This window comes from Variovorax sp. OV084, assembly GCF_900111625.1.
Lineage (GTDB): Bacteria > Pseudomonadota > Gammaproteobacteria > Burkholderiales > Burkholderiaceae_C > Variovorax.
Genome location: NZ_FOII01000008.1, coordinates 101,041 through 114,418, shown reverse-complemented (window position 1 = coordinate 114,418; position 13,378 = coordinate 101,041). Strand labels below are relative to the sequence as shown.

Here is a 13,378-nt window from a genome sequence, read left to right as displayed (position 1 = left end):
CACAGCATCAAAGAGCCGATTCGGAGAATAAGCAATGAAAAAAACATTCGCCGCGCTCGGAGGCGCGGTTGCGTTGTGCATGGGCCTGGCCTCGTGCGGCGGCGGAAGCGGAGGGGGAATGGCATCGCCAGGGGACGGCGCCTCCGTCCAGAGTGCGAGCAAGGGTGACGAAGCAGTTGCCTACGGCCTGCAGGCTCCCGCATCGCAGGCCGACAGCGAATCGATCCTGGCGCAACTCGTCGATGCAGGCCGAGACCAAGGCCGGCCACCCGGCCTGATCCACGGGGCCTCCGGCGGGGACAGCCGCAATGGGGCCTACACGGTCTATGCGGCCAATGGAACGGAACAGGTGCTGTCGATCAATTTCGACACCAGCACTTACGCGATGACCGACGCGTCCCGGCAGGTGACCACCGGCACCTTTACCCTGGATCCCCTGGAAGCCGACGTCAGCGTCTTCGACAGCCCACGGGCCACCGCGCAGGTCAACACGGCGCGCTTCCAGGTGGTGGACGGAGCCGTCCTGGGCAGCTTCCCGTTCAGGCAAGGCGATTCGAACCCGCCCACCTACTCGGTACAGCCTTTCCTGGCATTCCGCTCCTTCACGGACGACCCGAGGCAATTCGACGGCATCTACAACGTCGTCGGTGTGGCCGTGGGTCCGACGAAAGGCTATTCGAGCTCGCAGATCCAGCAGATCAGCATCGAAGGCAACGGCGCGCGATTGAAGTTCTGCATGCACGACCTCGTCTTCTCGAGTGGCGGATGCGCCGGGACCGGGGTGGAAAGCTACACGATCAGCAGGGACGCATCGGACGCATGGCTCGCCACCAACGTCGGCTTCCCGGGCAACAAGTTCAGATTCAGGATGGCGCGCATTGGCGGCCAGAACACCTTCCTGGCCGCCAATCCGTACTCGACGCCCGGGTACCCACCCGAGAACTACCAACGGCTGAGCATCGGCTTCCCCGACATTCCAGCCGCGCAGGAAACGATCAAGGCGCGGGTATACGCATCGGACGGCAGCTATGGCATTGCCGTGACCGATGCGCCCATGTACAGCACGAACACGCGCCGCCCGGACGCGACGAGCAGCGGATTCGCCTACGACGCGAAAGTCGTGACCGGCACGCAGGGGGTGCAACAGATCAACGGCGCAGGAAACGCCAGGTTCTTCGCCATCCGGAACACGAAGCTGGTCGCGCTGGTAGGCACGCCAGCCAACCTGGACACAAGAGGCTACCTTCAGATCGGGCGGATCGACGGCCCCGTCAGCCGAGGACCGAACAGCGGCACATACACGGTCTTTGCGTCACTCGGCTCGAGGCATACCCTGACCATCGACCTCGAGGCGAAGAGCTATGGCACGGCGGACGAAGCTGGCGTTTCGACGGGCGGAACACTTGCCGAGGATCCTGCCGAGCCGGGCACCTATATCGTCAGCAACCTCCGCATTGACTCCGCCGCCAATACGGCGCGACTACGCGTTGCGAAAAATACGGTGGTGGGCGCGTTTCCCTACCCGATCAGACCACTCGGGGATCTTTTCCAAGTCCAACCCTTCATCGGCTCGAACGCTCTTGCAGCCGCGCAGTCGGCAATCGACGGCACTTACAACCTGTTCACGCTGAATTCGGACAACATCTCAGCTTACGGCCGGCTCGCGCGGCAAGTACGGATCGCCAACAGCGGCACGACCTTGCAGATATGCGATGAGCATGACTCAAGTGCACAAGCGAACTACACCGTCGACAACTGTCCGGCCGAACTGAAAACAGTTTTTGCCGTATCGCCCGACACCGCGAGCGGCAATTGGACAGCCGAGATCCCCGGCCTGCCGCCAAGTTCACCCAACTTCGCGCGGAAGTACAGCTTCAGCATCATGGAAGTGGCCGGGCAGAAGACCTACGTGGGTGTGCAGTACAGCATATGGGGCACCAAGATGTTCACCATCGGCCTCGAAGATAGCGGGGCCTGGCCACCGGTCGTAGCCCGTGGTGCTTCCACGAGACGCGTGACCTTCAACCCCTCCAACAGTTCCTGGAACGGCATCAGGCTGGATGCCTCCTGGCTCGACCGCACGGCGACACAGGCCGACGGCACTCAGGCCATCGAGCATCTTGCCGTCGCACCCGCCGACATCAACAAACCCCAGGGCATACGTGGCATTGGCCTTGATCCGGGCATCGGCCCAATCCACACCGCCATGCAGAGCAAGGGGCTGGTGGTCATGTCGCACGGTTTCGGCCTTGGCACTGACTTCGGAATGTTCTTGATTGAGGGAGCAGATCAATGAGCATGAAGCTCGAAAACGTCAATGCGTGGACACGCTGCGCACTCCTCACGTTGGCGTTGAGCCTTGCCGGATGCGGTGGTGGTGGAGAGAGTGGGGGTGCGAGCGCCGGCTCAGGAGGCGTGTCTGCGGCAATGAAGAGCGACACCAGCGGGCAGATCACGTCTACCCCGCTCCAGGCACCGGGCATCGATGACGACTCCGGATTGACTGCACAACAGGCGACGAGCCCTGCGCTCGACCTTTCCTCCGTCGTCCCGCGCCTGAACGCAGGCGACCCGCGCAACGGCGTGTATTACGTCTATTCCGCCGACGGCAGCAACGGGACCAGGCAGAAGCTCGGGATCAACTTCGATACAAAGAGCTATTCGCTGGTCAACAGCAAGGGAAGCGCCACATCCGGCACTTTCAGCGAGGACCCGGTGGAACCTGGCACCTATGTCTTTGCAAGCAGCCGAATCATCAGCGCGGTGAACACGGCTCGCTTCCGCATCACGACCGATGCGATCGTCGGGGCGTTCCCGTTCGAGAAGCCGTGGTCGGATCCGGTCGCCTACGAGGTGACGCCTTTCGTCGCGGCACGCACCTTCGTCACCGCACCTGCGTTGCTCGATGGAGACTACAACCGCTATGGCATCAGCCGCAACAGCGACGGCAGTTCGGACTCGCAAATACTCCCGATGCGGATCTCGGGCCAGGGTACGTTGCTGGAGATGTGCTTCGATTTCGTCATCTACCGGGTGGAAAGCTGCCCGCCTGCATCCAAGCGCAGCTACAGCCTGGTCGCCTCTTCCGACTTCAACTGGACCGGTACCAACATCTGGTCACCAGATGACATCCTCCAGTTCCGCATGGCGCGCATAGACGGGCAGAACGTCTGGTTGTCGGGCGGCTACACCGACACGGCACCCAATGTGCATGTGTTTCGTGTTGGCCTGAAGGATTCGACCGTCTGGCCCACCGCACGCTATATCGGCAGTTCCACGGACGGCCGCTGGGGCACCAACCTCATCAGCACCACCAGCGCAACGCGCGACAGCGTCGATGCAGCGGGCACGCCCAGCACCGTCTCCCAACCGGTGAACGAAAGCGGCAATTCAGGCCCCATAGGCATCCACGGACTCAATGCGAACGGCGAACAGAAATACTTCGTGATGCAAAACGAAGTGCTTTCGGTCGTTGTCGGCGCTCGCAGCAACCCGAACACGCAGGGTTATATCCAGGTCGGACTGTTCAAGGACCATGGCGGCGTCGACCCGCGCAACGGCACCTACAAGGTGTTCGCAAGCCAGCGCTCGAGCTCAAGGCTGACGCTCGACTTCGACGCCGGCACCTACCGCATGAACGAGGACTTCGACCAGACCAGCAGCGGCACGTTCAGCGCCGACCCGGCCGACCCGGGCACTTATGTCTTCTCGAGTTCGCGGGTCTCCGGAATCATGAACACTGCGCGATTCCGCGTCGCGCAAGATGCGATCGTCGGCGCTTTCCCGTTCTATGTGATTCCAACGGTGCCATTCACCTATGCAGTCAGGCCCTTCGTCGCGGCACGAAACTTCGTCACCAGCAGAACCGAACTCGAAGGCGCGTATGACGTGATGGTCGCGAGCGTGCCAGCCGGCGTGACAAGCAAGATTCCAGTCAACCTGTTCCGCCTGGTGATCGCCCAGGACGGGCGAAATGCAAAGATCTGCCAGCTCGTGCCAGTCACGACCTGTGAAGACGGTTCATCCTCCCCCTACAGCGTGGCACTGGGAATTACGTCTGACTCGTGGCTCCTTTACAGCGGGCTTTCCAACATGAATTTCTACGTAGCCAAGGTGGGAAGCCGCAGACTCGCCTTGTACGCGTTCATCCAGATGTACGACAACAACACGAAGGTCGGCTCCTACATGGTTGCAGGGCTGCGTCAGCCGTCTGCCGGTATAGCTGCCTGGACCAGCTTCGCAGCGCACAGCTATTCGGGAGCCGGCGAGCCGGGCACCACGCTTCTTAACGCGTCCAGCATTGCGACCACGTACGTGCTGCCCAATGGAACGACGATGCCGTTCTCCCTGGCTCTCACATCGGTGGCGAACAACGCCCAGGTCAAGACCGCAACGGACGGCGGCGGCACACCATACGTCGCGATCCAGGACGGTCAGTTCATGTTCGCAATGCCCACGAGCGGCGATTCGAATCAGATGCATATAGGCCTCGCGGATCGATAGCGCCGATCCACGAACAGTCGAACAACAGGGAGAGGGAAAGCATGAAATGCACGCCGAGCTCGCCGGCAACTCTTCTGTGCGCGGCGCTCTTGTGTATAAGCCTCGTCGGTTGCGGAGGCGGCAATGGTGATGGCGCCGCTTCGCCTGTGGCGAATTCGGCTCTTCCCAAGAGCGATGGGGGTCGCGCATTGCAGAAGGACGCCGGGCCCTCGCAGCCGACGGGTGAGGAGTCTGCGTCTTCCCTGACCACCCTGCAGGCAGCAAGCATGAGGTTCGATCCGACGGTTGTCGCGGCGCATCTGAACGGCCAGGATCCACGCAACGGCGTCTACTACGTCTACGCCGCCGATGGCACCAACGGCACACGCCAGAAGCTGGGCATCAATTTCGACACCCGGAGCTATACGCTGACGGACAGCCGCGGCCAAGCAACCTCCGGCAACTTCAGCGAAGACCCCGCGGAGCCAGGCACCTACGTCTTCGCAAGCAACCGCATCACGAGCACCGTCAACACGGCGCGCTTTCGCCTCACCCCCGATGCCGTCGTCGGCGCCTTTCCTTTCGAGAAGCCGTGGTCGAACCCCGTGGCCTATCAGGTGATGCCGTTCGTCGCGCCACGGACCTTCGTCACGGACCCAGCACAACTCGACGGTACTTACAACGGCTTCGGCATCATCCGCAACAGCGACGGCTCTTCGGATTCGCAGGTTCTTCCGATGCGCATAACCGGGCACGGCACAACTCTGGAGACCTGCTTCGACAACGACCCGATCTTCGGCTTCGAGTACTGCCCTTCCGGTTCGAAGCGGACATATGCCATTACGGCCTCGACCGATTTCGCGTGGACGGGAACGAGCAGTTCGCCCACCGACGCCCTCCAGTTCCGCATGGCCCGCATCGGCGGACAGAACATCTGGCTTTCGGGCGGGAACACCGACACGACTCCCAACACGCGCGTCTTCCAGGTGGGACTGAAGAATGCCGCCGACTGGTCGACGACCAGGTATATCGGCGCCTCGACCGAGGGCAGCTGGGGGGCCAACGTCTTCGATGTCTGGAACTCCATGCGCACGGCGGTCACCCCCGAGGGTGCTGCTAGCGAACTCAGCCTTCCGCTGTCGTCGATCGGAAAGCCGCAAGGCATCCGGCTCCTGAACTCTCCAGGCACCAAGAGGTACTACGAGATACACAACAACGCCCTTTCGGTCGTCGTCGGATTACCCGCCTCCAATACTCGGGGCTATATGGAGGTCAACCTTTTCAAGGACAGCTGGGATGCCCGGAACGGGCGCTACACAGTGTTCGCGACCAATGGCACGGAGCAGACGCTGGACATCGACTTCGACAAGAAGCTCTACACAATGACGGCGCCTGGCGGCGACGCGATTACAGGCACCTTCAGCGAGGATGCGAACGACCCCGGGACCTACGTCTTCGCGAACGAGCGCATCACGACTGCATGGAACACGGCGCGCTTCAGGACCGCGAGCGGCGCGATCGTCGGAGGGTTTCCATTCGCCCTCTTCAAGTCGGACCCCGTTGCCTATGCGGTCCAGCCCTTCATCGCCGCACGCTCCTTCGTGACCAACAGGAGCGAGCTGGCCGGCACCTACGACGTGATCGTTGCGGCGGGAGGCAGCAACAACCTTACGCATCCGGGCGCTTACTGGCAGTTCTACATAGATGCGGCGGGAACAGTAGCAAGGCAATGTCCCCCCACGACCTCCGCCTGTCTCCCCACGGTGAGCTTGAGTGACTACGCCATCTCTGCAGGCGTGTCACCCGGCATCTGGCTGTTGACCCAGAACGGAAAGACGCACTTCGCGGTACGAGTTGCCCATATCAATGGCCGAAGAGTCATGCTGCAGATTTCGGAATCCTATTCACCGTACGTTGCTCCGAGCTCCCCACTTTTCCCATATCCGATCTGGATACTCATGACAGGCCTTCAGCAGCCGACGGGCGTAACGTTCCCGGTGTACTGGCCTGCGATGCGCATGCACGTCACCTCGACGGGGGGCACCTTCGGAACCGCATACGTCGACGCGTCCCGCTATGCGACCAGCTATTCACGGCCAGACGGTACTCCCGGCTCGCTGACCCTCGAAATGCAGAACGCCCTCGGCAACTTCCAGGTGCGAGAAGGCACCGACAGTACTGGAAAAAAGTACCAGCTGGCCCAGAACGGTGTCATCGCGCTCATGCAGGCCGCCCCGCCCTTCGACAACCTGCATATAGGCCTGGCCGACTGACCCATCCGGCTCCTTCGGCCCAGTCTGCGAAAATCACGGGCTCTTGGAGTTCCCCGTGTCATCACCCTTCGTAGCCGAAACCCGCCGCCGCCGCACCTTCGCGATCATTTCCCACCCTGACGCCGGCAAGACCACGCTGACCGAAAAGCTGCTGCTTTTCTCCGGCGCGATCCAGATCGCCGGCTCGGTGAAGGCGCGCAAGGCCTCGCGCCATGCCACCTCCGACTGGATGGAAATCGAAAAGCAGCGCGGCATCTCGGTGGCCTCGTCGGTCATGCAGATGCTGTATCGCGACCACGTCATCAACCTGCTCGACACGCCCGGCCACAAGGACTTCTCGGAAGACACGTATCGCGTGCTCACCGCCGTCGACTCGGCGCTGATGGTGATCGACGCGGCCAACGGCGTGGAAGCGCAGACGCGGCGGCTGATCGAAGTCTGCCGCCAGCGCGACACGCCCATCATCACTTTCGTCAACAAGATGGACCGCGAAGTGCGCGAGCCGCTGGACATCCTCGACGAGGTGGAGCGCGAGCTCGGCATGCCCTGCGTGCCCATGACCTGGCCCGTGGGCCAGGGCAAGACCTTCCGAGGGATCATGAACCTGCGCACGCAGACGATGACGGTGTTCGAGTCGGGCAGCGAACGTCTGCCGCAGGACTTCGAGACCATCCCGCTGAGCGAGCGCGACACGCTCACCAAGCGCTTCGGCGCCGACTTCGAGACCGCCATGGACAGCATGGAGCTGGCCACCGGCGCATCGCCCACCTGGGACCGCGAAGCCTTCCTGGCCGGCAAGCAGACGCCCGTGTTCTTCGGCTCCGGCGTGAACAACTTCGGCGTGATGGAAGTGCTCGACGCGCTGGTCGACCTTGCGCCTTCGCCGCAGTCACGCACCAGCACTACCATGGTCAACCGCCAGCCGGTGGTGAAGGAGATCCAGCCCGAGGACAAGGACTTCGCGGGCGTGGTCTTCAAGGTGCAGGCCAACATGGACGCCAACCACCGCGACCGCATCGCCTTCGTGCGCATGGCCTCGGGCAAGTACACGCCGGGCATGAAGCTCAAGGTGCAGCGCACCTCGAAGGAACTGCGCCCCACCAGCGTGGTGACCTTCATGAGCCAGCGCCGCGAGGCGGTGGAAGAGGCCTACGCGGGCGACATCGTGGGCTTTACCACCCACGGCGGCGTGCAGCTGGGCGACACCATCACCGACGGCGCGAGCCTGCAGTTCACCGGGCTGCCGTTCTTCGCGCCCGAGCTGTTCATGACCGTGATCCTGAAGAACCCGCTGCGCACCAAGCAGCTGCAGCAGGGCCTGGCCCAGCTCGGCGAGGAAGGTGCGATCCAGGTGTTCCGCCCCGAGGTCGGCGGCCCGATGCTGCTGGGCGCGGTCGGCCAACTGCAGTTCGAAGTGGTGCAGCACCGCCTGAAGGCCGAGTACGACGCCGACGTGCGGCTCGAAGGTTGCCAGTACACCGGTGCGCGCTGGATCACGGCCGACACCCCGGCCGAGCTGCGCGAGTTCGTCAACGCATACCCGGTGCGCATGGCCAAGGACGCGGCTGATACGCTGGCCTTCCTGTGCACCTCGCCGTACGACGTGCGGCTGGCGCAGGAGCGATTTCCGAAGATCCACTTTCATCCGCTGCGGGAGCATGCGGGGTTGGCGCTGCAGAGCGCCGGTTGATGGCGCGCTAGCTGCCCGTCGAGGCGTAGTGGCGCAACCCGAAGCGCCAAGCCCCGAACGCCGCCGCGAGAAACACGAATCCCGCGAGCGGCGACACCATGCCCACCCACCCGGGCGCCCCCAGCGGATCGGCCTTGCCCAGAATTGCCAGCACCGGGTAATAAGCCACGCAGGCCAGCGGCACGATGAAGGTCAGCACGCGGCGGAACCACTGCGCATACAGCGCCAGCGGATACTGGGCTGCCTGCACGCCGCCATAAGTCAGCACATTGGCGATCTCCAGGCTCTCGACGGTCCAGAACGACAGCGTGCCCTGCAGCACCAGGATGCCGAGGAACAGCGCGACGCCGCCGGCAACGGCGAACAGGGCGATCGCCACCGTGGCCGGAGTCCATGCGATGGCCGCCTGATGCGTGGCGAACACGATCACCGCCAGACCCTGCAACAAGCGCCCTGCGCGGCTGATGCGGAAGTCGTTGCCCATCAGTTGCAGCGCCAGCGAACGCGGGCGCAGCAGCAGGCGGTCGAAGGCACCTGTGCGCAGGAACTCCGTGCCGAGCACGTCGAAGCCTCGGCCCAGCGCATCGGCGAGCGCGAACATGCAGTTCACCAGCCCGTAGAACAGCGCCACCTCGCCGATGTGCCAGCCCTGCACGTCGCCGAAGCGATGGAACAGCGCCCAGACGGCGACCACCTCGATGCCGGAGCCGAGGAACTGGCCGACGGTCAGCATCAGCGCCGAGGCCGGATAGCGCGCCTGCCCGCCGATGGACGCGCCGACCAAGCGGAAGAAAAGCGGAAGCGATCCCATCGCGTTCACCCGCCCTGCACCTGCAGGCCGCGCATGGTGCGGCCCATGGCGAAATGGCCGAAGGCCACGAGCACCGCGATCCAGAAAGCCTGCAGCCCCAAGCCGCCGACGGCCTGCCAACCCTGCAGCTGCCCGAAGTACAGGCGAGCCGGAATGTCCATCAAACCGGCCAGCGGCTGGATCAGCAGCGCGGTCTGCCAGCCATCGGGCAGCATCGCTAGCGGCAGCAGGTTGCCCGAGAGCACGATGACCACCGGCGTGGCCACCGCGCTGATGCCGCGTTCGTTGAGCGCGGCGGTGGCGGCCACATTCAGAAGCATCACCATCGACGTCGAAAGCAGCAGCGCGAGCACGGCCGACAGCATGAATGCGAGCCCCGCCGCCACGCCCGCCGGCAGTTGCCATGCCCACTCGCCGAGGCCGGCCAGCGGCAGCACGACCATCGCGAACGCAGCCATCAGCGCCACACGCGGCAGCACGCGCGCGGCGATCCAGCCGGCGCTGCGCGCGAACCACAGCGCATAGGCATCGACGGGCCGCAGCCGGTCGTAGGCGACGGCGCCGGTCCGCACCGCCTGCCCCACCTCCGGGTCGCCCAGCCAGGGCAGCAGCACGAGCAGCCCCTGCGCGAGCCACGTGTATGTGATGGCCTGCGCGAGCGACATCGAGTTGCTCGCACCCGTGGTGGCCGCGTGGCCGTAGAAGGCCGCGAACACCATCACCTTGATGCCGCCCCACCAGCACTGCGTGGCGAAGCCGGCGAGCGCGGCGGTGCGGTACTGCAGCATCTGCAGGAAGCGCGACGCGAAGGCCGCGAAGTAGGGCCTCGCAAGATCGCGCGGGCTGGTCGCCGTCATGCCTCGGCCGCTCCATGCATGGCATAGAAGCGCGCGATAACGGCTTCGATCGCCAGCCCTTCGAGGCGGATGTCTTCCACCGCATGCGCGGCGGCGATGCGCGCGATCAGCGCGGGCGCGGCGGTCTGCGCCGGGTCGAAGTCGAGCACCAGTGTCTGTCCGTCGCGCGAATGCACGCGTGCGCCGGCCACTTCCACGGGCAGCTCGACGTCCTGCGCAAAGTCGACCACCAGCCGGCGCTCGGCCATCACCTGCGCGCGCAGCGCCTCCACCGGGCTGTCGGCCAGCACGCGGCCATGGCCGATGACGATCACGCGCCGGGCCAGCGCCTCGATGTCATGCATGTCGTGCGTGGTCAGCAGCACGGTGGTACCGCGCTCGCGGTTGGCGCGGCGCACGAAGTCGCGCACGGCGAGTTTCGACGGCGCATCGAGACCGATGGTCGGCTCGTCGAGAAAAAGAATGTCGGGTTCGTGCAACAGCGCCGCAGCAATTTCTGCGCGCATGCGCTGGCCCAGCGAGAGCTGGCGCACCGGCTGGTCGAGCACACGCTCCAGATGCAGCAGCGCGACCAGCTCGTCGCGTGTGTGGCGATAGCGCACCGGGTCCACGCGGTAGATGTCGCGCAGCAGGTCGAAGCCGTCGCCCACGGGCAGGTCCCACCACAGCTGCGTGCGCTGGCCGAAGACCACTCCGATGCGCGCCACGTGCCGCTCGCGGTCTGCAAACGGGTCGCGCCCGTCGATTTCCACGCGCCCGCCGTCGGGCCGCAGGATGCCCGAGAGGATCTTGATGGTGGTCGACTTGCCCGCGCCGTTCGGCCCGATGAAGCCGAGCAACTCGCCGCGCTCGAGCGAGAACGAGACGCCCGACAGCGCCTCCACCGTGCGATGGCGGCGCTGCACGAGCCCGCGCAGCGCGCCCATCACGCCAGGGTCGCGCTCGGAGATTCGGTAGGTCTTGCGGAGGTGGTCGACGAGGATGTGAGGCATGAAGGGCGCCGCGCCGGCCTCGATGGCGCGGCGGGGGCGGGATGCTACACGAAGAAGGCACAAGTACGATCACCGACTCTCTCCAACATTCCTCGCCATGCCCTCGCTGCCCGCCTCGCCCCACCACCTGTTGCCGCTGACCCGCTGGGAGGCGACGGCACGCAGCGCGCTCGTCGGCGTCTTCACCGACATCGACGACACGCTGACCCACGAAGGCGCGATCACGCCCGATGCGCTGCAGGCGCTGGGCGATCTCAAGGCCGCGGGGCTGTCCGTGGTGGCGATCACCGGCCGGCCGGTGGGCTGGAGCCTGCCCTTCGTCAATGCGTGGCCCGTCGATGCCATCGTGGCGGAGAACGGTGCAGTGGCGCTGCTGCCCGCGGCCGGCGGCCGGGTCTGGAAGCGCTACCAGCAGGATGCGACCACCCGCGCCGCCAACTTCGCGCGCATGCAGACCGTGCTGGCGCGCATCGAGCGCGAATTTCCGGGCGTCGGGCGCGCCACCGATTCGCCGGGGCGCGAGACCGACATCGCCATCGACCACAGCGAGTTCGTGCAACTCAGCGACGCCACCATCGCGCAGGTGGTGGCGCTGATGCGCGGCGAGGGCATGCACGCCACCGTGAGCAGCATCCACGTCAACGGCTGGTACGGCGACAACGACAAGCTCGAAGGCGCGCGCTGGATCGTGCGCGAACTGTGGGGCCGCACGCTCGACGACGAAATGGACCGCTGGGCCTACGTGGGCGACTCCACCAACGACCAGCTGATGTTTCGCACCTTCGCGCACAGCATCGGCGTGGCGAACGTCGCGCGCTTCGTACCGCAGTTGGAGCACCTGCCGCGCTACGTGACGCAGGGCGAGCGCGGCTCGGGTTTTGCAGAGGCGGCGCGCGCCGTGCTGTCGGCACGAATGCAACAAGGAAATAAAAAAAGCCCGCACGAGGCGGGCTAAAAGGATCGGTCTGGAGACCCTTGGAGAAAACTCGAGAGGACTGACTACCCGGCTCAGAACGCGTGGCGAATGCCGAACTCGTAGCCCATCGACGACTTGGGCTGCAGCGCGGCCCGGTTGAACGCGACGACATACGACGGGCCGGCGCCGACCGTGTTGCCCGCGCCGTTCTTGTTGCTGACGCGCGCGATCGTGCCGTAGAGCGCGGTGCGCTTCGACAGGTTGTGCACGTAGCCCAGCGCGAGCTTGTTGGACTTCGGATCGGGGGCGTTCACGACGCCGAGAACCGGCACGCGGTTGAAGTCGTACTTGACCTGCGAGTACGAAGCACGGATCTGGCCCGGGCCGATCGGCACGGTCACGCCGATCAGGTAGCCGGTCAGGTCCACGTCCGGCACACGGGTGAAGACATTCAGCGGGTCGCGCTGGTCCTTCGAACGCGAGTACTCGCCGAACAGCTTGGCCACGCCGAAGTCGTAGGTTGCGCCGAGGTTGAAGGTCTTGATCTTGCCCGGGCGCGCCACGGCCGCGGCGCCGGAGCCAGTCGTGAAGCTCGTGTCGTTCTGCGCATAGCTGGCGGCCACGTCGAGCGGGCCGGCTGCATAGCCGACGCGCCCGCCAATGTGGCGGCCGGTGTTGGTCTTGTCGGCGCCGGCCACGGAGTCCGGCGAGGTGCGGGTGAGCTCATGCAGGCTGTAGCCCACGTTGCCGTAGAAGCCGCCCAGGTTGCGCGGCAGGAAGTACTGCACCATGTTGCCAGCGCGCTTGTACGTGCTGTTGCTGCCGTAGCCGGTGCCTGACACGCTGGTTTCGTTGGCGTCGATGATCAGCGAGCCGCCGATGCCGGTGTCGGCGAACGGATCGAACTGCTCTTCGTTCAGCACGGTGGCGGTCTTGTCACGGCCGAGGCGGATTTCGCCGAAGCTGCCGGCAAGGCTCACCGTCGAGCGGCGGCTGAAATTGCTGAGGCCAGTGGCGCCGTCGTCGTTGGTGATCGGGGACTCGAGCCAGAAGCTGGCCGACAGGCCGCCGCCCAGGTCCTCCACGCCGCGGAAGCCGAGGCGGCTGGAGCTCAGGCCCGAATTGGCCAGTTCGGTGCGGCTGGCCTTCACGCTGTAGAAGGGGCCGAAGGGGTTCGTCGACTCGCTCTTGTTCGATACGTTGCGGTAGGCGGCGTCGACCACGCCGAACAGCGTTACGGTCGATTGCGCCGACGCGGCACCACAAGCCGCAAGGGCGGCCAGAACAAGCAGGGATTTTTTCATTCGTATCACTCCAGGATGGGGAATTCGCCGCTCCGTATCGGGCGCGACAGTTA

The 13,378-nt window shown here is 64.9% G+C and carries 9 protein-coding genes; 5 read left to right on the top strand and 4 right to left on the bottom strand.

From position 1 onward, the window contains the following. Nucleotides 1-34 precede the first annotated feature (34 nt). The 4 genes from BMW87_RS20800 to BMW87_RS20785 are packed head-to-tail and all read left to right on the top strand — an operon-like array spanning nt 35 to nt 8,445. Nucleotides 35-2,296 (top strand): hypothetical protein, encoded by a 2,262-nt coding sequence (locus BMW87_RS20800; protein WP_143062603.1) that lies wholly within the window; start codon nt 35-37, stop codon nt 2,294-2,296. Continuing rightward, nucleotides 2,293-4,503 carry a hypothetical protein gene (locus tag BMW87_RS20795; protein ID WP_143062602.1) on the top strand — a complete coding sequence of 737 codons (2,211 nt, stop codon included), beginning with the start codon at nt 2,293-2,295 and terminating at the stop codon, nt 4,501-4,503. The genes BMW87_RS20800 and BMW87_RS20795 overlap by 4 nt, the downstream gene beginning before the upstream one ends. A gap of 41 nt (nt 4,504-4,544) precedes the next feature. After that, a complete protein-coding gene (locus BMW87_RS20790) occupies nt 4,545-6,755 on the top strand; it encodes a hypothetical protein (RefSeq protein WP_143062601.1) in 2,211 nt (736 codons plus the stop codon). A 55-nt stretch (nt 6,756-6,810) separates the two neighbouring features. After that, the gene (locus BMW87_RS20785) at nt 6,811-8,445 is read left to right on the top strand and encodes a peptide chain release factor 3 (RefSeq protein WP_093078497.1); all 1,635 of its coding nucleotides are present in this window, start codon (nt 6,811-6,813) and stop codon (nt 8,443-8,445) included. 7 nt (nt 8,446-8,452) lie between these two features. Here the strand turns inward: BMW87_RS20785 and BMW87_RS20780 are convergent, their stop codons facing one another. Genes BMW87_RS20780 through BMW87_RS20770 form a run of 3 tightly spaced genes read right to left on the bottom strand, consistent with a single transcriptional unit; the run spans nt 8,453 to nt 11,105 of the window. After that, a complete protein-coding gene (locus tag BMW87_RS20780) occupies nt 8,453-9,256 on the bottom strand; it encodes an ABC transporter permease (RefSeq protein ID WP_093078388.1) in 804 nt (267 codons plus the stop codon). Between the two features lie 5 nt (nt 9,257-9,261). Next, complete coding sequence (locus BMW87_RS20775) at nt 9,262-10,113, bottom strand: ABC transporter permease (RefSeq protein ID WP_093078386.1); 852 nt, start codon at nt 10,111-10,113, stop codon at nt 9,262-9,264. Then, nucleotides 10,110-11,105: an ABC transporter ATP-binding protein gene (locus tag BMW87_RS20770; RefSeq protein WP_093078385.1), complete on the bottom strand. Its 996-nt coding sequence runs from the start codon at nt 11,103-11,105 to the stop codon at nt 10,110-10,112. The genes BMW87_RS20775 and BMW87_RS20770 overlap by 4 nt, the downstream gene beginning before the upstream one ends. Before the next feature lie 97 nt (nt 11,106-11,202). Between BMW87_RS20770 and BMW87_RS20765 the strand changes: the two genes are divergently transcribed. Continuing rightward, nucleotides 11,203-12,060, top strand: coding sequence for an HAD-IIB family hydrolase (locus tag BMW87_RS20765; RefSeq protein WP_093078383.1), 858 nt, complete (start codon nt 11,203-11,205; stop codon nt 12,058-12,060). 53 nt (nt 12,061-12,113) lie between these two features. On the opposite strand, the gene BMW87_RS20760 is transcribed toward BMW87_RS20765, so the two are convergent. Then, nucleotides 12,114-13,325, bottom strand: a complete 1,212-nt coding sequence (locus BMW87_RS20760; protein ID WP_093056716.1) for a porin — start codon at nt 13,323-13,325, stop codon at nt 12,114-12,116. Between the last annotated feature and the right edge of the window lie 53 nt (nt 13,326-13,378).

Bases quoted from the DNA above. Each gene is read 5' to 3' on its own strand.
- BMW87_RS20800 (WP_143062603.1), top strand. From the start codon at position 35: ATGAAAAAAACATTCGCCGCGCTCGGAGGCGCGGTTGCGTTGTGCATG.
- BMW87_RS20795 (WP_143062602.1), top strand. From the start codon at position 2,293: ATGAGCATGAAGCTCGAAAACGTCAATGCGTGGACACGCTGCGCACTC.
- BMW87_RS20790 (WP_143062601.1), top strand. From the start codon at position 4,545: ATGAAATGCACGCCGAGCTCGCCGGCAACTCTTCTGTGCGCGGCGCTC.
- BMW87_RS20780 (WP_093078388.1), bottom strand. From the start codon at position 9,256: ATGGGATCGCTTCCGCTTTTCTTCCGCTTGGTCGGCGCGTCCATCGGC.
- BMW87_RS20775 (WP_093078386.1), bottom strand. From the start codon at position 10,113: ATGACGGCGACCAGCCCGCGCGATCTTGCGAGGCCCTACTTCGCGGCC.
- BMW87_RS20770 (WP_093078385.1), bottom strand. From the start codon at position 11,105: ATGCCTCACATCCTCGTCGACCACCTCCGCAAGACCTACCGAATCTCC.
- BMW87_RS20765 (WP_093078383.1), top strand. From the start codon at position 11,203: ATGCCCTCGCTGCCCGCCTCGCCCCACCACCTGTTGCCGCTGACCCGC.
- BMW87_RS20760 (WP_093056716.1), bottom strand. From the start codon at position 13,325: ATGAAAAAATCCCTGCTTGTTCTGGCCGCCCTTGCGGCTTGTGGTGCC.